Genomic DNA, 25220 nt, shown 5'->3' with positions numbered 1-25220 from the left:
GGCGGGTTCCGCGGGTGGGAGAGAATGGAGAGTCCGGAAGCCCGCCGTTGGGGCCCTACCCGTATGAGGATCTGCCGCGCATGACCACCACGCCCGACACCGCCCAGGCCACCCCGGCAGCACCCGGCACCCCGGAGTTCGCCCCGTTGAACATCGGGCCGATGCAGGTCTGGCCCCCGGTGGTGCTGGCGCCGATGGCCGGCATCACCAACGCCCCCTTCCGCACCCTGTGCCGGGAGCAGAGCGGCGGCCGCGGCCTGTACGTCTCCGAGATGATCACCACCCGTGCCCTGGTCGAGCGCAACGCCAAGACCATGCAGCTGATCAGGTTCGACCCGAGCGAGAAGCCGCGCTCGATCCAGCTGTACGGGGTGGACCCGGAGACCGTCGGCAAGGCGGCCCGGATGATCTCCGCGGAGGGCCTCGCCGACCACATCGACCTCAACTTCGGCTGCCCCGTCCCCAAGGTGACCCGCAAGGGCGGCGGCTCCGCGCTGCCGTACAAGCGCAACCTGCTGCGCGACATCCTGCGCCAGGCGGTCTCCAGCGCGGGCGGCCTGCCCGTCACCATGAAGATGCGCAAGGGCATCGACGACGGCCACCTGACCTACCTGGACGCCGGACGGATCGGGGCGGAGGAGGGCGTCTCCGCGATCGCCCTGCACGGCCGCACCGCGGCCCAGCACTACGGCGGTACGGCGGACTGGTCGGCCATCGCCCGGCTCCGCGAGTCCGTCCCGGCCGACGTCCCGGTGCTCGGCAACGGAGACATCTGGTCCGCGGACGACGCGGTGCGGATGATGCGCGAGACCGGGTGCGACGGCGTGGTCGTCGGCCGCGGCTGCCTGGGCCGGCCCTGGCTGTTCAAGGACCTGGTGTCGATCTTCGAGGGCGACGTCGACTACGCCCGCCCCACCTTCGGGTACGTGGCCCGCGCGATGGTGCGGCACGCCCAGCTGCTGGGGGAGTGGCTCGGTGACGAGACCCGCGGCGTCATCGACTTCCGCAAGCACGTCGCCTGGTACACCAAGGGCTTCTCGGTCGGCTCCGAGCTGCGGGTGAAGCTCGCCGGTTCCAGCTCGCTGGCCGAGCTGACCGAGACGCTCGCCCTGGTCGACCAGGAGCAGAGCTGGCCGATCGGCGCCGACGGTCCGCGCGGCCGGACCAGCGGCAACAACCGGGTGGTCCTGCCCGAAGGCTGGTTGGACGATCCGTACGAGTGCGCCCGGCTGAGCGAAGACGCCGAATCGGACACCTCTGGCGGATGATCTGTACCAACTGGTGGGGTCGGTCCCGGTTCGAGCCTGGCCGGGGCGTCCCAGCTCGATTGTCCAAGCTGGACAACAGGGCTCCTTGAAGGCGAAATCTAGCAACATGGAGTGACCGAAGCGTCAACGGAAAGCGACGCTCGGCGTAGGTTTCCTCGGCCCGTCAGCTGAGATGCGCTCGTGATGCTGGCCACATATCGTGGCGAGTGACAGTCAGTCAGTCGACTTCGCCAAGGTGTACAAGTCCGGATCGCTTCCCGAACGGGCCCTCCGGTGGATCGCCGCCGCTGGCTGCAGGAAATCAAGCCGGGGAAACGTGGCGGACCGAATGCCGTCACCGTGTGTCCGGCTCGTGTGAGCTGGACGTGGCCTTGTGTTCAATTCTTGAACAATGGCTAGCGTCATCCGGACGATTTCAGCAACGCAGGCAAACGCCCGCCCGGGCATTAGATCTGCTGGCCAATCGCCCGCTCCGCGGCTCGTACGGGCTCTTCACGCCCCTAGACGGCCTTCGAAATGGGTATGTTCTCCGGCGTCAGGGCAACCGTGTGCGAGGAGAGCGACCCGTGACGGCGCAGCAGAAGTTTGTTTACTCCTTCACCGAAGGAAACAAGGACCTCAAGGATCTTCTCGGCGGAAAGGGTGCGAACCTCGCCGAGATGACCAACCTGGGTCTCCCCGTCCCTCCGGGGTTCACCATCACCACCGACGCCTGCAAGGTCTTCCTGGAGACCGGCGCCGAACCGGGCTCGCTGAACGAGGAGATCACCGGCCACCTGGCCGCCCTCGAACAGCAGATGGGCAAGCAGCTCGGCCAGGCCGACAACCCCTTGCTGGTCTCGGTGCGTTCCGGCGCCAAGTTCTCGATGCCCGGAATGATGGACACCGTCCTGAACATCGGCCTCTCCGACGCCTCGGTGACCGGGCTCGCCGCCCAGTCCGGCAACGAGCGCTTCGCCTGGGACTCGTACCGCCGCCTGGTGCAGATGTTCGGCAAGACCGTGCTGGGCGTCGACGGCGAGCTCTTCGAGGAGGCGCTGGACGAGGCCAAGCACGCCAAGGGCACCGCCAACGACCTCGACCTCACCGCCGAGGACCTGCGGACGCTGGTCGCCACCTTCAAGGCGATCGTGCTGCGGGAGACCGGCCGGGAGTTCCCGCAGGACCCGCGCGAGCAGCTGGACCTGGCGATCCACGCGGTCTTCCACTCCTGGAACGGCGACCGGGCCCGCCTGTACCGCCGGCAGGAGCGCATCCCGAACGACCTGGGCACCGCGGTCAACGTCTGCACCATGGTGTTCGGCAACCTCGGCGAGGACTCGGGCACCGGTGTCGCCTTCACCCGCGACCCCTCCACCGGCACCCAGGGCGTCTACGGCGACTACCTGCAGAACGCCCAGGGCGAGGACGTGGTGGCGGGCATCCGCAACACCCTCCAGCTGGCCGACCTGGAACAGCTCGACAAGAAGTCGTACGACGAGCTGATGTCCATCATGCAGACCCTGGAGAACCACTACCGGGACCTGTGCGACATCGAGTTCACCATCGAGCGCGGCAAGCTCTGGATGCTGCAGACCCGGGTCGGCAAGCGCACCGCCGCCGCCGCGTTCCGGATCGCCGTCCAGCTGGTCGACCAGGGCCTGATCGACCTGGACGAGGCGCTGCACCGGGTCACCGGCGGCCAGCTCGCCCAGCTGATGTTCCCGCGCTTCGCACCCACTTCCGAGACCAAGCCGGTCGCGTACGGCATCGCGGCCTCGCCCGGCGCGGCGGTCGGCAAGGTGGTCTTCGACTCGTACACCGCGGTGAAGTGGTCGCGCTCCGGCGAGCAGGTCATCCTGGTCCGCCGCGAGACCAACCCGGACGACCTCGAAGGCATGATCGCCGCCGAGGGCATCCTCACCTCGCGCGGCGGCAAGACCTCGCACGCGGCCGTGGTGGCCCGCGGCATGGGCAAGACCTGCGTCTGCGGCGCGGAGGAGCTGGAGGTCGACACCAAGAACCGGAAGTTCACCACCGCCGACGGCCAGGTCGTCCACGAGGGCGACGTGGTCTCCATCGACGGCGCCAACGGCAAGGTGTACCTGGGCGAGGTCCCGGTGCTGCCGTCCCCGGTGGTCGAGTACTTCGAGGGCACCATCCACGCCGGCGCCGACGTCCAGGGCGGGCTGGTCCAGGCCGTGCACCGGCTGATGGCGCACGCCGACGGCCGCCGCCGCCTCGCGGTGCGCGCCAACGCCGACAACGCCGAGGACGCGAACCGCGCCCGCCGGTACGGCGCCCAGGGCATCGGCCTGTGCCGCACCGAGCACATGTTCCTCGGCGAGGAGCGCCGCAAGGAGGTCGAGCACCTGATCCTGGCGGACAACGACAAGGACCGCGAGGCCGCGCTCTCCAGCCTGCTGCCGCTGCAGAAGGGCGACTTCCTGGAGCTGTTCCAGTCGATGGACGGGCTCCCGGTGACGGTCCGGCTGCTCGACCCGCCGCTGCACGAGTTCCTGCCCGACATCACCGAACTGTCGGTGCGCGTCGCCCTCGCCGAGGCCCGCAAGGACCCGAACGAGAACGACCTGCGGCTGCTCCAGGCCGTCCACCGGCTGCACGAGGCCAACCCGATGCTCGGCCTGCGCGGCGTGCGCCTCGGCCTGGTCATCCCCGGCCTGTTCGGCATGCAGGTCCGGGCGATCGCCGAGGCCGCGGCCGAGCGCAAGCTGGCCGGCGGAGACCCGCGCCCCGAGGTGATGATCCCGTTGGTCGGCACCGTGCAGGAGCTGGAGCTGGTCCGCGACGAGTGCGAGCGGGTGCTCGCCGAGGTCGCCGCCTCCACCGGCGTCAGCCTGGACATCAAGCTCGGCACCATGATCGAGCTGCCGCGCGCCGCCGTGACGGCCGGTCAGATCGCCGAGGCCGCCGACTTCTTCTCCTTCGGCACCAACGACCTGACCCAGACCGTGTGGGGCTTCTCCCGCGACGACGTCGAGGCGTCCTTCTTCACCTCCTACCTGGAGAAGGGCATCTTCGGGGTCAGCCCGTTCGAGACCATCGACCGCGACGGCGTCGGCGCCCTGGTCAAGAACGCCGCCCAGGCCGGCCGGGTCACCCGCCCCGACCTCAAGCTCGGCGTCTGCGGCGAGCACGGCGGCGACCCGGAGTCGGTGCACTTCTTCCACGAGGTGGGGCTGGACTACGTATCCTGCTCTCCCTTCCGGATTCCGGTGGCGCGCCTGGAGGCAGGCCGCGCCGCCATCGAGACGGCGGGAAGCGACTCGCGCTGACACGAAGCAGCGCGGTTCACTGACCGCACCCCTCCGAAGGGGAGGGGCGTACGGCGGAGCTCGGCGCAGGAGAGCCGCCGTACGGAGCAGCCGGGGCGGGAACGGACAACGGCGTCCGTCCCCGCCCCGGCGGCGTTTCCCGGCACGACCGCCGACCGCCGACGCCGATCGCTGGCCGTCCCTCGCTCGCCACCGTCCGCCCGCCGGGTGCGCGCCGTACCGCCGTCCGGGTGAGCCGGTGCGGCAGGCTGAGAAAGTGTCGGGTAATTGATCAACTGCGTGGCGTGATCACTGGCGGTGGTCGTCTCGGTCGAGGTGTCCACGATGATCGCCGCTATGTGTGTCTGTGCGTGCAAGCCGTCCTACGAGTCGTCTCTGACGGATGCTCAGTGGGCTGTGATCGAGCCGCTGCTGCCGCGACGCGATCCGCGCAGGACGGGCCGGCCGTTGAAGTTTTCGCGTCGGCTGGTCGTGGACACCGTGCTGTACGTGCTGGTCAGTGGCTGCGCGTGGAGGCTGGTCCCGCACGACCTCGCCCCGTGGGACGCGGCCTACCGGTGGTTTCGCGCCTGGAGTGCGGACGGGACCTGGGACCGGGTCCACGACGCACTGCGCGAGAAGGTACGCGCCGCCGACGGACGCGACCCGCAGCCCTCGGCGGCGGTGCTCGACTCGCAGTCGGCCCGCAGCCACCAAGGCGGACAGGCGATCGGCTACGACGCCGGCAAGCGGGTGCGCGGCCGCAAGCGGCACCTGCTGGTGGACACCTGCGGCCTCGTCCTGCGGGCGGTGGTGCACTCGGCCTCCGTCCAGGACCGGGCGGGCGCGAAGCTGGTCCTCACCGGCATCCGGGAACTGTTCCCGCAGGTCGGGCTGGTCTGGGTCGACGGCGGCTACGTCAATGTCGTCGACGCCGGCCTGGTCGGCTGGGCCACGGCGCACGAGGGCCTGGAGATCGTGGCGGTGCCGCGCAACGCGGATGTGAAAGGCTTCCGGGTGCTGCCCCGCAGGTGGGTGGTGGAGCGGACATTTGCCTGGCTGGGACGGTGCAGACGGTTGGCAAGGGACTACGAGCGCAAGACCGCGCACGCCGAAGCGATGATCAAGGTCGCCATGATCCGCCTCATGGCCGCCCGCCTCGCCGGCGAGGAGATCGAACCACGCGGTCCCATCGAGACCGAAGCAGCCCGCCGCCTTGCCGACGACCTCAACGATCAGTAGCCAGCCAATTACCCCACACTTTCTGAGGGCATGAACAGCCGAAACCGCCTGATCAGCCTTGTCGCCGTGGTCCTCCTCGGTATCGCCGCCGGCGTCGCCGTCCTGCTGAACGGCGGGAACCACCCGGGCGGCGCGAGCAGCGCGCCGTCCCCGTCCGGCGCGTCCGCCACCACCGGCCGCGGCGCCGCGAGCGCGCCCAAGCCCTCGGCCCCGGCCAAGTCGCCCTCGGCCCAGGGCAGCTGGGTGCCCACCAGCTCGGCGCTGGCCGACGTCTGCCGCAGCAAGCTGCCCGCGCAGGCCCTCGACACGCTCGGCCTGATTGCCCACGGCGGCCCCTACCCGTACCGCTCCGATGGCATCGTCTTCGAGAACCGGGAGAGTCGGCTGCCCCGTCAGGGCAGCGGCTACTACCACGAGTTCACCGTGGTCACGCCGGGGTCGGACGACCGCGGGACCAGGCGGATCGTCACCGGCGGCGTCGGCGAGCAGTACTGGACGGCCGACCACTACGCGACCTTCCAGGAGATCGATCCGCGCTGCTGAGCACCCCGCTGACGGTCCGTCGGAAAATTACTTTCCCACCTGGAAAGTATGTGCCAGAGTGGTAGCACTTGATCCGGCAGCGGGCCGGATCCGACGGCATGTCCGCTCGGGGGATCCGATGGTTGACGACAAGCAGCACGCGCACGAGCAGTCCGAGGGGCTCACGCCCGCGGAGGCACTGGCGCTCGCCGAGCGCGCGCAGGCCGCCGCCCGCCGCCCGGCGCCGATGCCCTGGTGGTACGGCCCCGGGGTGGGCGCGGCCCTCGCGGTCTACTGCGCGGCGATCGGGCAGAGCTTCCAGCGGCAGGCGCAGTGGCTGATACCGCTGTGCGCGGCCGGCCTGATGGCGGTGCTGGCGGCGATAGTGCGGGTGGCCATGCGTTCCAGCGGCGTCGCCGCGCGGCTGGAGAAGGTCAAGGTCCCGCCGAACGTCCTGCGGGCGCTCGGCCTGACGATCCTGGCCGCGGTGCTGGCCTGGCTCGTCACCCGGCTGGCCACCGACGACCAGGGGTGGGCCATGGCCGCTGCCGGCGTGGTCGCGGGCCTGGCCGTCTGGGGCGTCATCACGATGGCCAATCGAGAGGTCAAGGAGCAGAGCATGAGCAGCGAGCGGTGAACGGGCTCGACCCGATACTCCACCAGCCCACCAGGCTCACCGTCCTGGCCTTCCTCAGCGGATGCCAGGAGGCCGAGTTCTCCGTCGTCCGCGACTACTGCCAGGTCTCGGACTCGGTGCTCAGCAAGACCGCGGCGGGCCTGGAGACGGCCGGCTACCTGCGGGCCCGCAAGGGTTACGTCGGCAAGCGGCCCCGTACCTGGCTCTCCGCGACGGCGCAGGGCCGTGCCGTGCTGGCCGCGCACCTCGGGGCGCTCCAGCAGATGGCCGCCGCCGCGGAGGCGGCCGGCTCCGCGTCCGCACCGGACGGGAGCACGGACGGGGCCGAGGCCGGAGGCTGAGCCGGGGCGGAGGGTGGAGCGGGCCGACGCAGTGTCAGCAGGATCACACCCAGGAGCGGAGGTGGCCGAACCCCCGTGCTGTCCGCGCTCCTTGACAACTCGACAGAGTGCCGAGAAACCCCGGAGGAGAACCGGCCGGGGCGGGCACACGACATCGCCGACGTCGCGTACCCGCCCCGGGCCGGGACGAGCAAGACCGGAACGGACCGGTCGGCCGGCTCAGGCGGCCGGCATCAGGGAGTCACCGGTCATCGGATCGGCGACCAGGGGGCTGCCGTGTCTAAGGCACTCCTGGTTGAGCGGCGCCGGGTCCGGCGCGCTGGGCGAGGTCGCGGCGGCGATCCGCAGCTCGATGATGTCCCGGACGGCGGGCCACTCCTCGTCCAGGATCGAGTAGAACGCGGTGGACCGGACCACCCCGTCCAGACCGCGCGAGTGCGCCCGGCGGACGCCCTCGGAGGTGGCGCCCAGCCGCTCGATGGCGACCCGGGAGCGGGTGTTGCGGGCGTCGGCCCGCAGCGAGATCCGCTGCACCTGCCACACCTCGAAGGCGTGCCGCAGCATCAGCAGCTTCGCCTCCGTGTTGATGCCGGTGCCCTGCGCCCGCGGGGACAGCCAGGTGTTCCCGATCTCCGCGGCGTCCGGCACCGCCTCCAGCGGGTCGCCGTGCGGGACGCCCGGCGCGGGCGGCCAGACCAGCGGGCCCTGCCAGTAGTCGAGTTCCAGGAACCGGGTCGAGCCCACCACCCGGTTGTCGGCGGTGCTCACCGTGGCGAACGGCATCGACCGGCCCGCCGCCCGATCGGCGAGGGCACGCGCGATGTACTCCCGGGCGGCTTCCAGGCCGTGCGGAACGGGGGTGAAGGCGTAGGTCGTACGGTCCTCGGAGCCGGCCACGGCCAGGGCCGCGGCGTGGTGCTCGGCGAGGGGCTCCAGCCGCACGGTGCGGCCGTAGAGGGTGACGGGTACGGGCACGGATCCTTCGGTCCTTCGGCGGTCGTCGGGGCCCGCGCACCGGGTTCGCGGTGAACGGGCAGTGGTCGTATCGCCCCGGCCCCGGGGGAACGGCCGCCCGGGGGCGCTACGCCAGAGGCTCGGGCGTGCGGCGGGACGGCAGCCCGGAGGCGGGCAGCGCGGTGCCGGTACGGACACGGGTCGACGGACCGATCCGGCGGGATGAGCGACGGGACAGTGTGCGTCCGCGAGATGGCCGAGAGAGAAACGAGATCACGAAGCGAAGCAGGCGGCCAGGTGAAGGCAAGGTGCGCGTTGGATGGCTGGCATCGCAACGGACCGGGGCGTGGCCCACGACGTGACAGACGGCGTGGCGCGACGACGCGACGATGCGAGGCAGCGAGAGGACGATACCCGCCCGGAGGCGGTGCGTCACTTCGCGGCGCGCCAGCGGGGGCGTACGGCTCCCCCCGGCACGCCGGGGCGCTCCGCCGGCCGGCCGGCCGAGCCGGGCGCCACGCCCGCGACCAGGGGCTTTGCCGGGAGGTGAGAGGATTCCAGAGACGGCGTGAAGACTCGTGCGGGGGCGGGAATGTCGACGGGCCCCCGCACGCTGGACAGATCAGATCCGAAAGCATTCCGAGACGACGAGACGGAACGGGGATGGGTGCGCCGTGCGTGATCCCAAGGAGCTGTACGAGCTGGAGCCCCAGGGCGTGACCGCCCTGGCGGCGGCGCGGGCCGCCGCCGAGGCCGGTACCGGCCTGGTGCTGCTGTACCACCTCGAGGGCTTCATGGACGCCGGCGAGGCGGGCGGCCAGGTCGTGGCACACCTGCTCGAGCAGGGGTCCCCGCAGGTGGTGGCCAGGTTCGACCACGACCGGCTGGTCGACTACCGGGCCCGCCGCCCCGCGATGACCTTCGACCGTGAGAGCTGGACGGACTACGACCCGCCGGAGATCCTGCTCCAGCTGGTGCGCGACTCGGTGGGGGCGCCTTTCCTGGTGCTCTCCGGCCCCGAGCCGGACACGGAGTGGGAGCTGTTCGCGGCCGCCGTCGGCGACCTGGTGGAGCGGTTCGAGGTCCGGCTCGCGCTCTCCTTCCACGGCATCCCGATGGGCGTCCCGCACACCCGCCCGGTCGGCCTCACCCCGCACGGCAACCGGGTCGACCTGGCGGCCGGCCACCCCAAGTGGTTCGACCAGGCCCAGGTGCCCGGCAGCGCCCAGGCCCTGGTCGAGTACCGGCTCACCGAGGCCGGGCAGGACGTGCTGGGCTTCGCCGCCCACGTGCCGCACTACATCGCCCGCTCGACCTACCCGGCCGCCGCGGTGACGATCCTGGAGGCCGTCCAGTCCGCGACCGGCCTGGTCCTGCCCGGCAGCGAACTGCGCGCCCGGGTCAACGAGGTCTACGCCGAGATCGAGGACCAGCTCTCCCAGGGCGACGGCGAGTTGCGCTCGGCGATCCAGGGCATGGAGGGCCAGTACGACGCGGTCTCCGGCGCCGTCGACCGGGAAAGCCTGCTCGCCGAGTCCAGCGACCTCCCCTCGGCCGACGAACTCGGCCGGAGGTTCGAGGAGTTCCTGGCCGAGCACGAGCGCGGCGCCGAGTAGGTGCGCCACCGGAGGAGGGCCGCGGCGGCGGTCCTGATCGGCGCCGCTCTGATCGGCACCGCCGGGTGCGGCGCGGGGAAGGCATCCCCGGCCCCGCAGCCCGACCGGGCCTCGCCGACGCCCTCCGCCACCCCGGTCACCGGCCCGTACGTCGCACTGGGCGACTCCTACACCGCCGGCCTGCGGATCCCGCCCCAGGGCGGAGCCCCGCAGGGCTGCGGCCGCTCGGGCGCCAACTACCCGTCCCTGGTGGCCCGGCAGCTCGACCTCAAGGACTTCACCGACGTCAGCTGCAGCGGCGCGCGCACCGGAGACCTGACGGCCGCCCAGCGCACCGACGACGGCACCAACCCGCCGCAGCTGGCCGCGCTCGGCGCGGCCACCCGGCTGGTGACGCTCGGGATCGGCGGCAACGACGCCGGCTTCCTCGACGTCCTGGGCCGCTGCGCGGTCGAGAACGTCCGGCACAGCCTGACCGGCCACGGCGACGCCGCGCCCTGCCGGGCGTACTACACGACGGGCGCCGGGCAGGGCGAGGTCCAGCGGCGGATGGCGGACACCGGCGAGCGGCTCACCGCGGCCCTCGACGAGGTCAGACGGCGGGCCCCGCAGGCCCGGGTGCTGCTCGTCGGGTACCCGGCCCTGCTGCCGCAGGACCCGGCCCTCTGCGCCGAGACCCTGGGCGACGGGATCTCGGGCGCCGACATCGGCTTCGTCGTCGAACAGGAGCGGCAGCTGAACGGCATGCTCCGGCAGCGGGCCGAGGCCGCCGGGGTGGCCTTCGTCGACACCTACGCCCCGTCCACCGGGCACGACATGTGCGAGGCCGCCGGCACCCGCTGGATAGAGCCCCTCGCCGCCGGGCAGGGGCTGGCCCCGATCCACCCGAACGCCCAGGGGCAGCAGGGCATGGCCGCCGCCGTCCTGGCCGCGCTCGGACAGCAGCACTGACCTCGTCCCCGTCGGCGGGACGACGGGGACGAGGTCAGGGACGAGACCTGGGACGGGGTCAGTCGGGCAGCACGCCGGACCGGGCAGTCCGCCGGATCAGGCGGCGCGGACCGTGTGGACGGCGATCCGGACGTCCTCGTCGTCCAGGCACTCCCCGGTCACCAGGTCGAAGCGCTGCTTGAGCAGCGGCGAGGCCACGTAGATCCGGCCGTCCGCGGTGGAGCCCAGCAGGCCCCGGGAGAGGACGTACGCGCCGGTGAACGGGTCGCGGTTGTCGGCGGCGTAGAGGCGGTCGTTGCCGTCGCGGAACACGGCCACCTGGCGGCCGTCCGGCAGCAGGACGGCGATGCCGCGGCCGGGCACCAGCAGGTCCCAGTCGCAGACCGGGGACCAGCCGGAGGCGGAGAGGAGTTCGATCCGGGTGGCAGAGGCGGTGGCGGTCATCGGGCTTCCTCCAGGATGCGGGCGGCCGGGAACGGGGAACGGTCGGAGTCGAGGGCGGCGAGCAACTGCTCCGCGCTGGCCAGCAGCACCAGGTCGGGCTTGACCTGGTCGCGCTCGGGGACGAACCGGATGCTCGGGTCGGGCACTCCGGGGGCGTTGACGAAGGAGACGAACCGGCGCATCCGGTCGGGGTCGGCCAGGGTCGCCGCCCACTCGTCCTGGTAGTCGCCGATGTGGCGGGCCATCAGCGACTCCAGCTCGTCGGCGATGCCCAGCGAGTCCTCGACCACCACCTCGCGGACGTGCGCCAGACCGCCCTCGATCCGCTCCAGCCAGGCGGAGGTGCGCTCCAGCCGGTCGGCGGTGCGGATGTAGAACATCAGGAACCGGTCGATCAGGCGGACCAGCTGCTCGTCGTCCAGGTCCTGGGCGAGCAGGTCGGCGTGCCGGGGCGTGGCACCGCCGTTGCCGCCGACGTACAGGTTCCAGCCGTTGGAGGTGGCGATGACGCCGAAGTCCTTGCCGCGGGCCTCGGCGCACTCGCGGGCGCAGCCGGAGACCGCCGACTTGAGCTTGTGCGGCGAGCGCAGACCCCGGTAGCGCAGCTCCAGCTGGATCGCCATGGCGACCGAGTCCTGCACGCCGTAGCGGCACCAGGTGGAGCCGACGCAGGACTTCACGGTGCGCAGGGACTTCCCGTACGCGTGGCCGGACTCGAAGCCGGCCGCGACCAGCCGGCTCCAGATCATCGGCAGCTGGTCCACGCTGGCGCCGAACAGGTCGATCCGCTGACCGCCCGTGATCTTGGTGTAGAGGCCGAACTCCCGGGCCACCTCGCCGATCACGATCAGCTTGTCGGGGGTGATCTCGCCGCCGGGGATGCGCGGCACCACCGAGTAGGAGCCGTTCTTCTGCAGGTTCGCCAGGAAGTGGTCGTTGGTGTCCTGGAGGCTGCTCTGCTCGCCGTCCAGGATGTGCCCGGAGGCCTCCAGCTCGGGCGCCAGCGAGGCGATGATCGAGGCGACCGTCGGCTTGCAGACCTCGCAGCCCTCGGCGCCCTCCGGCACCCGGCCGTGCTCGGCGAGCAGCTGGCGGTGGGTGGCGACCCGTTTGACCCGGACGATCTCGTAGAGCTCGGCGCGGGTGTGGGCGAAGCACGGGCACAGACCGCGGTCGACCTCGACGCCGCCGGCCTCCAGCTCGTCCGTGACGATCGTGCCGAGCAGCTTCACGCAGGAGCCGCAGTTGGTGCCCGCCCGGGTGCATTTCTTCACCTCGGGGACGGTGGTGCACTCGTGATCGGTGACCGCCGCCCGGATCGCACCCTTGGTGACGTTGTTGCAGCTGCAGATCACCGCGTCGTCGGGCAGCGCGGAACTGCCGAGCGAGACGGCGGTGTCCGCGCCGGCCGGCAGCACCAGCGACTCGGCGGGGACGGGCAGCGGCCGCCCGGTGCCCGCCAGCGGGCGGAGCGTGGCGTAGGCCGAGGCGTCGCCGACCAGGATGCCACCGAGCAGCGCCCCCTCACCGGTCACCACCAGCTTCTTGTAGACGCCGGAACGGGAGTCGGAGTAGACCACGTCGAGCGAGCCGGGCGTCCGCCCGAAGGCGTCGCCGAAGCTGGCCACGTCGACGCCGAGCAGCTTGAGCTTGGTGGAGAGGTCCGCGCCGGTGAACGGCTGCGCGGCCTGCTCGGCGAGCTGCCGCGCCACCGAGACGGCCATCTCGTAGCCGGGGGCGACCAGGCCGTACACCCGGCCGTCCACCGCGAGGGCGCACTCGCCGATGGCGAAGACGTGCGGGTCGGAGGTCCGGCAGTGCTCGTCGACCGCGATGCCGCCGCGCTCACCGACCGTCAGACCGGCCTCGCGGGCCAGCTGGTCGCGGGGGCGGACCCCGGCGGAGAACACCACCAGGTCGGTCGCCAGCTCGGAGTCGTCGGTGAAGGACATGCCGACCGCGCGCCCCTCGGCGACGGTGATCGCCTTGGTGCCGATGCCGGTGTGCACGACCACGCCCATCGACTCGATGGTCCGCCGCAGTGCGGTGCCGCCCGCGTCGTCGACCTGGACGGGCATCAGGCGCGGCGCGAACTCCACCACGTGGGTCTCCAGGCCGAGGCCCTTCAGCGCACCCGCGGCCTCCAGCCCGAGCAGCCCGCCGCCGACCACCGCACCGACCCGGGCCCCGGCCGCGTAGGACTCGATCGCCTGCAGGTCCTCGATGGTGCGGTAGACGAAGCACCCCTCGGCGTCCCGGCCGTCCACCGGGGGAACGAAGGGGTAGGAGCCGGTGGCCAGCACCAGGGTGTCGTAGGAGAGGGTGCGCCCGGCGGCCGTGGTGACGGTCCGGGCCGCCGGGTCGAGCGAGACGGCGGGGGAGGAGAGGTGCACCTCGAACCCGTGCCGATCGGTGAATCCCTCCTCGGCGAGCAGCAGGTCGTCCGCGCTCCGGCCGGAGAAGTAGGAGGTCAGGCCGACCCGGTCGTAGGCGGGCCGGGGCTCCTCGGCGAGGACGACGACCCGGTAGCGGGCGGCCGCCCCGGTGTCGGCCAGGGCTTCCAGGAAGCGGTGGCCGACCATGCCGTAGCCGACCAGGAGCAGTGTGGGCTTGGTGGTGGTCATCGGGAAGTCCCTCCGAGATCGCGCTCCGGACGGTGGCAGTCGGAGCTGGCGGGCCGACCTGGCGCCGGCGAGCCGCGGTCGGCCCGCGGTGCGGCGCACCTCCGGTCCCGCCGGAGGCCCGACCGGGCGGGCCTCCGATGGCCCGCGACCCGGTCGCTGTCGTGGCACCGAGCATGCGCGGGGGGTGTTTCCCGACCGGTGCCGCGCTGTTTCACCGCCGGAACTTCGGCCTCAGCGACACCGGGCACCGGCTGTGAGAGCGGCCGCTCCCCCGCCCGGCCCGGGCCTCCCCGGCCGGGCCCCCCTAGCAGGTGCCGGCCCCGCGCGGGGCGGGACCGCCGATCCGGGACGCGATTCGCGGAGAACTCGGTACGAGGGGGTACGGGAGTGCGTACCCTGCACGCAGGGGAGCGGATTCGAAGATCCGGTCCGAGTCCGGCCGGGAGCTGGCATGACAACAGACGTGCAGATGAGGGGCCGGGCGGCCCGCTCCGCGGTGCTGCGCGAACTCCTGCTGCTCTGGGACGAGGCCCGCCGGGCCGGCGGCCGGACGATCACCCAGAAACGGTTGGCCCGGATCGGCGGCATCGGCCCGTCCACCCTGCACGGCTGGCTGTCCGGACGCTCGGTGCCCCGCGAGGCGGACCGACTCGCCCTGGTCGCCGGGGAGTTGGCCCGCGCCGCGGGCCGACCGGTGCGGCCCGCCCGCTACTGGGCCGCCCTGCTGGAGGCCGACCGCCTCCGGGCCCAGCTCACCCAGCCGCAGACCGACCGCCCGTCGCACGAGCCGACCGGCGGCACGCCCTGCCAGTCCGTACGGCGCTCGGTGACCGTCCGGGGCGTCGACGGTGCGGGCCACCGGGTCCGGTCGACGGCGGCCGTCGGCACCGGCGGCGGCGTCCGCCGGAGCGCGGGCGCAGGCACCGCAGGCACCGCAGGCGGCCCGGGCCCGGCCGGGACACGGCTGGTGAACCGCTACCGCTCGGCGCCACCTGCCGCCCGCGCCGTCGTCGACGCGGCGCTGGACGCGGTCCGCCTCGGCCACCGCCCGGTCCTGCCGGCGGCGCTGCTGGCCGCGTCCGCCCCGCACTACCTGACGTCCCGCGAGCGCAACGCCCTCCGCCCCGGCTGGGTGGCCGACGGGCTGGCCTACCTGCGCAAGGCGGTCCCCGGAACGGGCGCGCTCCTGACGGCCGGCGACACCACCGGCAACCGGACCGCCGACGGCCGGCCCGCCGCCGACCGGGCACCGTACGGCGTCGCGGCGACCCGCGGGGCGGAGACGGCCCGGGCCGCGACGGCGGGCGGGCCCGAGGTGCGGATCGCCGAAGCCCTGGTGCGGCAACTGCGGCCGGAGCGGGAGGGACGTACCGTCCCGGCCGGGCTGTGGGAGTGCCTGGCCCGGTACGCCCACCCCGCCGACCGGTCCGCCCTCGCGCGGTCGGCGGCCACCAGGGGGCTCACCCGGATCGCGGTCGGCCTCTGCGCCTCGGCCGCCGAAGCGGGCGACCCCACCGCGCTGTCGGCCGGCGCCGACCTGCTCGCCGAAGCGGGCCGCACCGCCGAGGCCGCCGACTGGTACGGCGCGGCAGCCGACCGGGGCGTGCCGGAGGCGGCCGTCCGGGCGGCGGAACTGCTGGAACGGGACGGCCGGTTCGCCCAGGCCGTCGACTGGTACGACCGGGCCGCCCAGCACGGGGACGCCGACGCCCACTGCCGCGGCGCCGAACTGCTCGGCCGGCACGGCGAGATCGCACCGGCGCTGCACCGGTTCGAGGAGGCCGCCCGGTCCGGCCACCCCACCGCCCGCCACCGGGCCGGCCGCCTGCTCGTCGAACTCGGCCGCCCCGACCAGGCGTTGGAGTGGTTCGAACGGGCCGCCGCCGACGGGCACCCCGAGGCCGCCGCCGACTGCGCCCGGCTCTGCGCCGCGGCCGGCCGGATCGACCGGGCGGTCGCCTGGTGGGAGCGGGCCTGGGCGATGGGAACGGCGGCCGGCGTGCACGAGGCGGCCCGGACGCTGGAGGCCGCCGGCCGGATAGACGAGGCCGCCGCCTGGTACGAGCGCGCGGCGGGGTCCGGCGACGAGAGCGCCTGGCACGAGGCCGCGGCCCTGCTCGCCCGGCACGGCCAGTACGGCAACCTGCCCTGGTACGCGCACATCGGCGACCCGCAGGCCCTGCGCGAACGCGCCGAGCAGTGCGAGCGGGACGGCGACCCGGACGGCGCGCTGGAGTGGTACCGGAAGGCGGCCGAAGCCGGCTGCGAGGCCGCCCTCTTCCAGGCCGCCGACCTGCTGGAGCGGCACGGCGACCGCACCCGCGCCGTCCGCTGGTACGAACGCGCCGCCGCCCGCGGCGACGTCTACGCGATGCGCGAACTCGGCCGCCTGCTCGGCGAACTGGGCCGCGCCCGGGAGTCCGCCGGCTGGTACCGGCGCGCCCTCGCGGCCGGCGGCCGTCCCGCCGTGCCCGCCCCGGCCGCCACCGCTCCGCTCGCCCCGGGCCTCGGCCGGTTCGCACCGCAGCCGCCCGCTCCCGCCGACCCGGCGCCGCACCTGGTACCGGCCCCCGCGGTCAGGCCGACCCCGGCCGACCCGGCGCCGGCCCGGGCGCACCGGTGCCCGCCCCCGCCGCCGACCGGCCCGGGCCGGTGCGGCTGGACGAGGCGGTGGAACTGCTCAAGGAGGCCGGCCGGTTCTTCGAGGCGACCCTGCTGCTGCGCTCCACCGACCGCCCGGAGCCGGAGCGGCTGCGCGAGGCGTCCCGGATGCTGTCCGGCGCGACCTGCGACGACCGGGCCGTCGCCTGGGTGCAGCGGTTCGCAGACAGCGGCGACCGACCGGCCGTCCGGGAGGCCGCCGAGATGCTGGAGAGCCGGGGCCGGATCGACGACGCGCTCACCTGGTACGGGAGGGCGGCGGACGAGGGCGACCGCGACGCCCTGCTCGCGGCGGCCCGGATGCTCGCCGAGCGCCGCCGGCCGCAGCACGCCGTGGAGTGGTACCGCCGGGCCGCCGAGGCGGGTGACCCGCTGGCCCACCGGGAGGCGCTGATGCTGCTCGACGAGCAGGGGGAGCAGCCGACCCGCTCCGCCACCGGGACGGACACGCCCACCACGGCGGCCACGCTGCGCGGCAACGGCTGGGAACCGGACGCAGTCCCCGCCGCACCGTGGTCGGCCGCCGTCCCCACGGCCCTCCCCCTCCCCGCCACGTCCACCGCGCCCACCGGGGACGGCCGACCCGGCACCGCACCGCCGCTCCCCGTGCGCGTCCCCCGGCAGCCCGGAGCGGCCAGGACGCCAGAAGCACCGGCCCGAGCAGAACGCTGCCCGTGAACCACCGGCCGTGAACCACCGGCCGTGAGTCGCGGATCGCGCCCCGCAGGCCGTGGGCCGTACGGGCGTACCACCGGCACCGAGGCCGGGTGGCGGGCCGCGCTCACCCCCGCGGGCCTTCCGGATGAGGGCGGGGAAACCGACCGTGACCGGCGGGCAACCGGGCCGAAACAGGGGTCCGGCAAGGTGGCGGTATGACCACCACACAGCTTCCCGGCCGTCTCGCCCCGCTGCGGGTGCTGCACGCGGCCCGCCGCCCGGCCCTGGTGCTGGTGGCGCACGGTTCGCACGACCCGGCCGCGTCCGCCGAACTCGGCCGGCTGCACGCCCGGCTGCGGCGGGCCCGTCCGGAGCTGGACATCCGGCTCGGACACCTCGGCCTGAACGACCCGCTGCTGCCCGAGGTGCTGGACGAGCTGAGCGGCCGGGTGGTCCTGGTGCCGCTGCTGCTCAGCCGCGGCTACCACAGCAAGACGGACATCCCCCGGACGCTGTCCGCCGCACCGCACCTGGCGGGGGAGTGCGCCCCGCCGCTCGGACCGGACCCGTTGCTCACCGAGGCCCTGGCCGACCGTCTCGAAGCGGCCGGCTGGCGGGGGGAGCCCGTGGTCCTGGCCGCCTCCGGCTCCCGCGACCAGGACGCCGCCCGGGACACCGGTACGCAGGCCGAACTGCTCGCGGCCCGCCTGGGCGTCACCGTCCGGCCGGGATACGTGGCGGCGGGCGGCCCCAGCGTGGCCGCCCGGGTCGCCGAACTCACCGCCGAGGGCCACCCGCGGGTCGCCGTCGCCTCCTACTTCACCGCACCGGGGGACTTCGCCCGCCTGGCCGCCGCAGCCGGCGGAGCCCTGACCTCCGCCCCGCTCGGCGACCACCCCGCCCTGGCCCGGCTGGTCCTGGAGCGCTACCAGTCCTGCGTCAGCCGCCCCGCCCGGCTGGCCGGCTGACCCCCACCGCCACACCCTCACCGGGCACCACCGACCGGCCACCACCGGGCCGCCTCCGGCCCGTTCCGCCCCTCAGCCCGCGTCGAGCGCGCACACCCCGCCACCGGCCGCAGCGCCCTTCTCGGCAACCCGGCCCTTCCCGGCAACCCGGCCCTTGCCGACTGCCCCGCCCTTGTCGGCTGCTGCCCCGTCCTTCCCGGGCGCTCCGCCCTTCCCGACCGTCCCGCCCGTCGCGGCCCGCATCGCCACCGGCGGCAGTGCCGCGCTGCCGCCGACCGGTGCCCGGCGCTCGGTGGGCAGGTCGCGGACGTGGCGCATCGGCGAGCACCAGAGGATCAGCGCCGCCAGCGGCACGCCGACGGTCATCAGCCACATCGCGGGCCGCACCCCGAGTTGGGTGCCGAGGGCGCCGGCCAGCAGCGCGCCGAGCGGGATGGAACCGAAGTTGAGCACCGCGCTGCTGGCGGAGAGCCGGCCGAGCAGTTCCGGCGGGCAGTAGCGCTGCTGGAAGGTCGCCTTGATGACGTTCCCGGCGACCACCCCGCAGGAGGCGCCGAACCCGCCGACCAGGTACCAGGCCAGCCCGGCGCCGCGGCCGGTCAGCGGGATCAGGACGGTCAGTGCGGGCAGGGCGAGCTCCAGCACCAGCATGGCCCGCGAGGTGCCGAGCCGGGCGGCGATCCGGCGGGCGACGGCCGCGCCGACGATGCCGCCGGTGGAGGCCGCCGCGACCAGCAGGCCGACGGTGCCCTCGCTCACGCCGACCTCGCGGATCAGGAAGACCACCAGCAGCGACTGGTAGCCCGTCAGGACCAGGTTGGAGGCGGCGCCGAACAGCGCGAAGGTGCGGAACCAGACGTCGGAGGCCAGCAGGCGCAGGCCCTCGCCGATCTCCTGTCGCAGCGCCCGGCGGGGCCGCTCGCTCCGGACGGGCTCGCGGTGGCCGATCCGGACGGTGCACCAGAGCGAGAGCAGGAACGTCGCGGTGTTGGCCAGCAGCCCGTTGACCGGTCCGGCCAGCTGGGCGATCAGGCCGCCGCTGCCCAGCCCGGCGATGCCCGCGGCCGAGGCGCTGCCGTGCAGCTTGGCGTTGCCCTCGGACTGGTCGGCGGGGTCGAGCAGTTGCGGCAGGTACGCGGTGTACGCGGTCTGGAAGAACACTCCGGCGGCCCCGGCGAGCAGCGCGACGGCCAGCAGGTGCCAGAGCGTCAGCGCCCCGGCGAGCGCGGCCAGCGGGACGGTGGCGTACAGCAGCAGCGAGGCGGCGGTCGAGACCAGCATGATCGGGCGGCAGCGCAGCCGGTCCACCCACACCCCGGCGGGCAGGCCGATCAGCAGCCAGGGCAGCCAGCCGGCGGCGCCGAGCAGGGCGACCTGGAGGGTGCTCGCGTGCAGGGTGCTGACCGCGATCAGCGGCAGGGCCAGCCCGGTGACCGCGGAGCCGTACTTGTTGGCGGTCTCGCCGACCCACAGCATCCGGAAGTCGCGGTGCCGCCGCAGCAGCCCGGTGGGCGCGGCACCGGCGTCGGTCACGGAGCGGTCGGCGGGCCCACCGGCGGGTCCACCAGCGGGGCGGTCGTCAGGGCGGTCGGCGGAGGCGGGTGCGGTCATGGCCGGTCGGATTCCTTTCGGGGCAGCGCCTGGATCTGGACGATCATCGGTCGCGCCGCCGGGTCGGGGGCGGCGTCCGGATCGGGGGTGTGGCGGGCGACCACGGCGGCCAGGTCGTCGATGAGGGCCTGGAGTTGGGCGGGCGTCAGGCGGAGGTTGCTCCAGTCGGAGACGCTGCCGGTGCCCCGCCACTCGCCCTCCCACTCGGCGGCCATCGAGTCGGCGACCCGCTGGAACTGCCGGCGCAGGTTCTCGGCCTGGTAGACCGAGAGCGCGGCCCGCGAGGCCGGGTCCTGGTCGAAGTCGGTGGCGGCCAGCACGATGGCGCCCGGCACGGCGCGCCACCAGCGCTCCCGCTTGGTGCCGCGGCCGGGCTCCTCCTCGATGAAGCCGTGCTCGGCGAGGTGCCGCAGGTGCCAGCTGATGGTGCCGGTGGACTCGCCGGTGCGCTCGGACAGCCGGGCGGAGGTGGCGGGCCCGTTCAGCCGCAGCTCGTCCAGCAGCCGCATCCGCAGCGGGTGGGCGAGCCCGCGCAGCGAACCCGCGTCGAGCTTGCGGCGCGGCGCCCCGGCGGGGACGGGTGCGCCGGTGGACGGGTCTTCGGGGCGGTGCTCGTTCATGGGTCCAGCGTAGGTTGCAGAGAACTCTCTGCATAGACCTCTTTGCAGAGAATCCTCTGCAATCTTCGAACGGCCGCTCCCACCACCCGCGCCACCACCGCCCACCTGCGCCACCACCGCCCACCTGCGCCACCGCCGCCCACCCGCGCCACCGCCGCCCACCCGCGCCACCGCCGCCCACCCGCCACTTCCCGTTCGCGCTCCCGTTCGCGCGGCGCAGGACCGAATGTCCGTCATCCGGCGTACGGTGACTGGCATATGAAGAACACCGCTCCGACCGCTCCGTACGATCCGCAGTCCGAGGCGCGCTGGGTGCCCGAGCCCGACAAGCGGCCCGGCCGCACCGCCTTCCAGCGCGACCGCGCCCGGGTGCTGCACTCCGCCGCGCTGCGCCGGCTGGCCGGGACGACCCAGGTGGTCGCCCCGATGCGCAGCGACTTCCCGCGCACCCGGCTGACGCACTCGCTGGAGTGCGCGCAGGTCGGCCGCGAGCTGGGCGCGGCGCTCGGCTGCGACCCGGACCTTGTGGAGACCGCCTGCCTGGCCCACGACATCGGCCACCCGCCGTTCGGCCACACCGGCGAGGAGGCGCTCGACCAGGCGGCCCGGGCGTGCGGCGGCTTCGAGGGCAACGCGCAGTCGCTGCGCATCCTGACCAGGCTGGAGCCCAAGCGCTTCGCCCCGCTGGACGAGCCCGAGGTCCGGCTCGCCCCGTGGCCCGGCCGCAGCGTCGGCCTGAACCTGACCCGCGCCGCGCTGGACGCCGCGACCAAGTACCCGTGGCCGCGCGGGCAGCACCCCGCCGACCCCGGCTCCACCAAGTACGGCGTGTACGGGGACGACCTGCCGGTGTTCCGCTGGCTGCGCACCGGCGCGCCCGACGGCCGCAAGTGCTTCGAGGCCACCGTGATGGACTGGTCCGACGACGTCGCCTACTCCACCCACGACGTGGAGGACGGCCTGCAGGCCGGCCACGTCGACCCGGCCGCGCTGCGCTCCCCGCAGGAGCGCGCCGAGCTGTTCCGGGCCGCCGAGCGGTTCGTCCCCGGGGCCGGGCCGGAGGAGTTCGGCGAGGCCCTCGACCGCCTGCAGGCCCAGGACTGGTGGCCGGCCGGCTACGACGGCACCGCCCGCGCCCGGGCCGGCCTGAAGGACCTCACCAGCCAGCTGATCGGCCGCTTCTGCCTGGCCGCCGAGCAGGCCACCCGGGCCCGCTACGGCCCCGGCCCGCTCACCCGGTACGCGGCCGAGCTGGTCGTTCCGCGCAGCGTCCGGCTGGAGTGCGCGGTGCTCAAGGCGGTCGCCGTCCGGTACGTGATGCAGCGCGACGAGCAGGCCCAACTCCGCTCCCGCCAGCGGGTGGTGATTGCCGAGCTGGCCGACGCCCTGATGACCGACGCCCCGCACCAGCTGGACCCGGTGTTCGCCGCCCAGTACGCGGAGGCCGAGGACGACCGGGCCGCGCTGCGCACCGTGATCGACCAGATCGCCACCCTCACCGACGCCTCCGCCCTCGCCCTGCACGCGAAGCTGGTCGGCTAGCGTCCGATCCGGCGGGCCCGCACCGGCCGCCCCCGAACCGGCGGGCCCGGACTGTCACACCCGCTCCCGTAGACTTTCCCGGTGGCCGGTCGGATCAGGGACGAGGATGTGCAGGCGGTGCGTGCCGCCCTGCCGATCGACGCCGTGGTCGGCGACTACGTGCAGCTGGCGGCCGGCGGCGGCGCGCAGCTGAAGGGCGTCTGCCCGTTCCACGACGAGAAGTCGGCGTCCTTCTACGTGCACCCGGGCAAGGGCGTCTTCCACTGCTTCGGCTGCGGCGAGTCCGGCGACACGATCACCTTCCTGATGAAGATCGAGCACTGCTCGTTCGCGGAGGCGGTCGAGCGGATGGCCGCCCAGGCGGGCATCACCCTGCGCTACGAGGAGGGCGGCTACAGTCCGCGCCACCAGCAGGGCGAGCGGACCAGGCTGGTCGAGGCGCACAAGGTGGCGGCCGCCTGGTTCCAGGAGCAACTGGCCACGCCGGAGGCGGAGATCGGCCGCCGCTTCCTGGCCGAGCGGGGCTTCGACGAGGCCGCCGCCAAACACTTCGGGGTGGGCTACGCCCCGGTCGGCTGGGAGCACCTGGTCCGCTTCCTGCGCGGCCGCGGCTTCACGGACAAGGAGATCTCGGTCGGCGGCCTGGCCTCGCAGGGCCAGCGCGGCGGCCTGATCGACCGCTTCCGGGGCCGCCTGGTCTGGCCGATCCGGGACAGCTCGGGCGACGTGGTGGGCTTCGGCGCCCGCCGCCTGCGCGAGGACGACAACGGCCCGAAGTACCTGAACACCCCCGAGACGCCGCTCTACAAGAAGTCGAACGTCCTCTACGGCATCGACCTCGCCCGCAAGGAGATCGCCAAGTCCGGCCGGGCGGTGGTGGTCGAGGGCTACACCGACGTGATGGCCTGCCACCTGGCGGGCGTCACCACGGCGGTCGCCACCTGCGGCACCGCCTTCGGCGAGGACCACATCAAGATCATCCGTCGGCTGCTGATGGACACCTCCACCTACCGCGGCGAGACGGTCTTCACCTTCGACGGCGACGCCGCGGGCCAGAAGGCCGCCCTGCGCGCCTTCGAGGACGACCAGAAGTTCGCCGCCCGCACTTCCATCGCCATCACCCCGGGCGGCATGGACCCGTGCGAACTGCGCCTGGCCCAGGGCGACGAGGCGGTCCGCGCCCTGGTGGACAACCCCGTCCCGCTGTTCGAGTTCGCGCTCCGCTCGGCCGTCGCCCGGCACCGGGTGGACACCGCGGAGGGCCGCGCCGCCGCCCTCGAAGAGGCCGCCGGGATCATCGTCAAGATCAAGGACCGCTCGATCCAGCACGAGTACGCGGTCCAACTGGCGGGCATGGTCGGCATCCTGGACGAGCGCTTCGTGGTCAACCGGATTGCCCAACTGGCCCGCTGGCAGCGCGAGAACCAGCAGAACGGCCAGCAGCGCACCCTGCGTCGCCCCGACACCGCCCAGCCGCCCGCCCGCCCCGAGCGGCCGGTGTTCCGGCTCAACCCGCGCGACCCGGCCCAGTTCGTCGAGCGCGAGCTGCTCAAACTCGCCCTCCAGCACCCCGAACTGGTCAGCCCGGCCTTCGACCAGTACGGCGAGGACGAGTTCCCCACCCCGCCCTACCGGGCCGTCCGCCGCGCCATCGGCCAGGTCGGCGGCACCGCGTACGGCGCGGGCCTGCCCGACTTCACCGCCGCCGTCCGCGAGGCCAGCCCGGACGACCAGGTGCGCGGCCTGGTCACCGAACTGACCGTCGAGCCGATCCGCTCCCGCCGCAAGGCCGACCAGCTGTACGCGGGGGAGTTCCTGGTCAAGCTCCGGCTGCAGGCCGTGGACCGCCGGATCGACGAGGTCCGCGCCCACCTGCGCCGGCTCGGCGACCGGGCCACCGCCGAGCAGCAGCACCCGGTGCAGAGCGAGCTGTGGGCCCTGCAGCAGTACGGCCAGCAGCTCCGCTCCCGCGGCGCCGCCGCGCTCTGACCCGGCGTCAACTCCCGGCACCCACCCACCTGTCGAGTGCCAACCGGCCACCTCACCGCCGCTCGCAGGTGCCCGGGCCCGCCGCGCTGGGTATCCCCTCGGGTGTGGCGCGGCAACCCCCAGGCCGCGCGCGGCCCCTGGAGGGATGCCCGTGGAGCTTTCCGTTGCCCGCCAGCCCCGGACCGGCCCCGCCCGGGACACCGCCATCCCGCCCCAGCCCGGCCCGCCCGACCCCGAGCACACCACCGGCCCCACCCCCCAGGGCCCCGTCGCAGCAGAACCCACCGCGCCAGACCCCGCTCCCGAAGAACCCATCGCCGAAGAGCCCACTGCCGAGGAGCTCGCCGACGAGCCGCCGGAACCCGCCCTGGACGAGGGCACCGGCCCGGCCGCCGACCTGCTGCGCCAGTACCTGCGCGAGATCGGCCGGATCCGGCTGCTCACCGCCGTCGAGGAGGTGGAGCTGGCCCGTGCGATAGAGGCCGGCCTGTTCGCGGAGGAGGCGCTGGACCGCGTCCCGGGCGCCGACGAGCGCCTGCTCGGCGACCTGGACCGGCTGGTCGTGCTGGGCCGGATCGCCAAGCGCCGCCTGATCGAGGCCAACCTGCGCCTGGTGGTCTCGGTCGCCAAGCGCTACGTCGGCCGCGGCCTGACCCTGCTCGACCTGGTGCAGGAGGGCAACCTGGGCCTGATCCGGGCGGTGGAGAAGTTCGACTACGCGCGCGGCTACAAGTTCTCCACCTACGCCACCTGGTGGATACGCCAGGCGATGAGCCGCGCCCTCGCCGACCAGGCCCGCACCATCCGGGTGCCGGTGCACGTGGTGGAGCTGATCAACCGGGTGCTGCGGGTGCAGCGCTCGCTGCTGCAGGAGCGCGGCGTCGAGCCGACCGCCGCCGAGGTCGGCGAGGCGCTGCAGCTCTCACCGGAGCGGGTCCGGGAGGTCCTCAAGCTGGCCCAGGAGCCGGTCTCCCTGCACACCCCGGTCGGCGAGGAGGACGACGTCGCCCTCGGCGACCTGATCGAGGACGCCGACGCCGCCTCCCCGGCGGAGAGCGCCGCCTTCCTGCTGCTGCGCGAGCACCTGGAGGCGGTGCTGGCCACCCTCGGCGAGCGCGAGCGCCAGGTGGTCCAGCTCCGCTACGGCCTCGACGACGGGCGGCCCCGCACCCTGGAGGAGATCGGCCACCTGTTCGGCGTGACCAGGGAGCGGATCCGCCAGATCGAGGCGAAGACGCTCGGCAAGCTCCGCGACCACGCCTTCGCCGACCAGCTCCGCGGCTACCTCGACTGACCCGCCGCGCCCCGCCCGCCACAGC

General features: G+C 74.0%; 19 protein-coding genes. 14 read left to right on the top strand and 5 right to left on the bottom strand.

Translation table 11 applies throughout. The features are described 5' to 3' along the window. Positions 1-80 precede the first annotated feature (80 nt). The 6 genes from dusB to OU787_RS09485 all read left to right on the top strand — a co-directional run bounded on the left by dusB (position 81) and on the right by OU787_RS09485 (position 7264). Positions 81-1268, top strand: a complete 1188-nt coding sequence (gene dusB / locus OU787_RS09510) for a tRNA dihydrouridine synthase DusB (RefSeq protein WP_442788446.1) — start codon at positions 81-83, stop codon at positions 1266-1268. 566 nt (positions 1269-1834) lie between these two features. Further along, positions 1835-4543 (top strand): pyruvate, phosphate dikinase, encoded by a 2709-nt coding sequence (gene ppdK / locus OU787_RS09505; protein ID WP_268659097.1) that lies wholly within the window; start codon positions 1835-1837, stop codon positions 4541-4543. 336 nt (positions 4544-4879) lie between these two features. Next, positions 4880-5764 (top strand): IS5 family transposase, encoded by an 885-nt coding sequence (locus tag OU787_RS09500; protein WP_442788627.1) that lies wholly within the window; start codon positions 4880-4882, stop codon positions 5762-5764. A gap of 30 nt (positions 5765-5794) precedes the next feature. Beyond that, positions 5795-6307: a ribonuclease gene (locus OU787_RS09495; protein WP_268659096.1), complete on the top strand. Its 513-nt coding sequence runs from the start codon at positions 5795-5797 to the stop codon at positions 6305-6307. A 118-nt stretch (positions 6308-6425) separates the two neighbouring features. Further along, on the top strand, positions 6426-6923 hold the full coding sequence (locus OU787_RS09490; RefSeq protein ID WP_268659095.1) for a hypothetical protein: 498 nt from the start codon (positions 6426-6428) through the stop codon (positions 6921-6923). Beyond that, positions 6920-7264 carry a transcriptional regulator gene (locus tag OU787_RS09485; RefSeq protein ID WP_268659094.1) on the top strand — a complete coding sequence of 115 codons (345 nt, stop codon included), beginning with the start codon at positions 6920-6922 and terminating at the stop codon, positions 7262-7264. The genes OU787_RS09490 and OU787_RS09485 overlap by 4 nt, the downstream gene beginning before the upstream one ends. Before the next feature lie 219 nt (positions 7265-7483). Here OU787_RS09485 and OU787_RS09480 read toward each other — a convergent pair whose 3' ends face one another. After that, positions 7484-8239, bottom strand: coding sequence for a GNAT family N-acetyltransferase (locus tag OU787_RS09480; RefSeq protein WP_268659093.1), 756 nt, complete (start codon positions 8237-8239; stop codon positions 7484-7486). A gap of 653 nt (positions 8240-8892) precedes the next feature. On the opposite strand from OU787_RS09480, the gene OU787_RS09475 reads away from it, so the two are divergent. Both OU787_RS09475 and OU787_RS09470 read left to right on the top strand, forming a co-directional pair. After that, positions 8893-9834 carry a PAC2 family protein gene (locus OU787_RS09475; RefSeq protein ID WP_030458598.1) on the top strand — a complete coding sequence of 314 codons (942 nt, stop codon included), beginning with the start codon at positions 8893-8895 and terminating at the stop codon, positions 9832-9834. Continuing rightward, a complete protein-coding gene (locus OU787_RS09470; protein WP_268659092.1) occupies positions 9835-10785 on the top strand; it encodes an SGNH/GDSL hydrolase family protein in 951 nt (316 codons plus the stop codon). A gap of 96 nt (positions 10786-10881) precedes the next feature. Here OU787_RS09470 and nirD read toward each other — a convergent pair whose 3' ends face one another. Together nirD and nirB are read right to left on the bottom strand one after the other, a co-directional pair. Further along, the gene (nirD, locus tag OU787_RS09465; protein WP_030458596.1) at positions 10882-11229 is read right to left on the bottom strand and encodes a nitrite reductase small subunit NirD; all 348 of its coding nucleotides are present in this window, start codon (positions 11227-11229) and stop codon (positions 10882-10884) included. Then, positions 11226-13853 (bottom strand): nitrite reductase large subunit NirB, encoded by a 2628-nt coding sequence (gene nirB / locus OU787_RS09460; RefSeq protein WP_035954255.1) that lies wholly within the window; start codon positions 13851-13853, stop codon positions 11226-11228. Before nirB ends, nirD begins: the two co-directional genes overlap by 4 nt. Before the next feature lie 451 nt (positions 13854-14304). On the opposite strand from nirB, the gene OU787_RS09455 reads away from it, so the two are divergent. The 3 genes from OU787_RS09455 to OU787_RS09445 all read left to right on the top strand — a co-directional run bounded on the left by OU787_RS09455 (position 14305) and on the right by OU787_RS09445 (position 18139). Further along, entirely contained in the window at positions 14305-16908 is a 2604-nt protein-coding gene (locus tag OU787_RS09455; protein ID WP_268659091.1) for a tetratricopeptide repeat protein, read from the top strand. Next, positions 16848-17192, top strand: a complete 345-nt coding sequence (locus OU787_RS09450; RefSeq protein WP_268659090.1) for a hypothetical protein — start codon at positions 16848-16850, stop codon at positions 17190-17192. The genes OU787_RS09455 and OU787_RS09450 overlap by 61 nt, the downstream gene beginning before the upstream one ends. Positions 17193-17386: 194 nt before the next feature. Beyond that, complete coding sequence (locus OU787_RS09445) at positions 17387-18139, top strand: sirohydrochlorin chelatase (RefSeq protein ID WP_268659089.1); 753 nt, start codon at positions 17387-17389, stop codon at positions 18137-18139. A gap of 72 nt (positions 18140-18211) precedes the next feature. On the opposite strand, the gene OU787_RS09440 is transcribed toward OU787_RS09445, so the two are convergent. Both OU787_RS09440 and OU787_RS09435 read right to left on the bottom strand, forming a co-directional pair. Next, on the bottom strand, positions 18212-19615 hold the full coding sequence (locus OU787_RS09440; protein ID WP_442788626.1) for an MFS transporter: 1404 nt from the start codon (positions 19613-19615) through the stop codon (positions 18212-18214). A gap of 131 nt (positions 19616-19746) precedes the next feature. Then, a complete protein-coding gene (locus OU787_RS09435) occupies positions 19747-20370 on the bottom strand; it encodes an ArsR/SmtB family transcription factor (protein WP_327059368.1) in 624 nt (207 codons plus the stop codon). 258 nt (positions 20371-20628) lie between these two features. On the opposite strand from OU787_RS09435, the gene OU787_RS09430 reads away from it, so the two are divergent. From OU787_RS09430 to OU787_RS09420, 3 genes are all read left to right on the top strand, one after another. Further along, positions 20629-21912: a deoxyguanosinetriphosphate triphosphohydrolase gene (locus OU787_RS09430; RefSeq protein WP_268659087.1), complete on the top strand. Its 1284-nt coding sequence runs from the start codon at positions 20629-20631 to the stop codon at positions 21910-21912. 81 nt (positions 21913-21993) lie between these two features. After that, positions 21994-23901, top strand: coding sequence for a DNA primase (dnaG, locus tag OU787_RS09425; protein WP_268659086.1), 1908 nt, complete (start codon positions 21994-21996; stop codon positions 23899-23901). Between the two features lie 145 nt (positions 23902-24046). Beyond that, complete coding sequence (locus OU787_RS09420; protein ID WP_268659085.1) at positions 24047-25195, top strand: RNA polymerase sigma factor; 1149 nt, start codon at positions 24047-24049, stop codon at positions 25193-25195. The last annotated feature ends 25 nt before the right edge of the window (positions 25196-25220 follow it).

Source organism: Kitasatospora sp. YST-16 (assembly GCF_026802215.1).
GTDB classification, from domain to species: domain Bacteria; phylum Actinomycetota; class Actinomycetes; order Streptomycetales; family Streptomycetaceae; genus Kitasatospora; species Kitasatospora cineracea.
The sequence above is the reverse complement of the archived record's forward strand: the minus strand, read 5'-3'. Positions and strand labels throughout refer to the sequence as shown.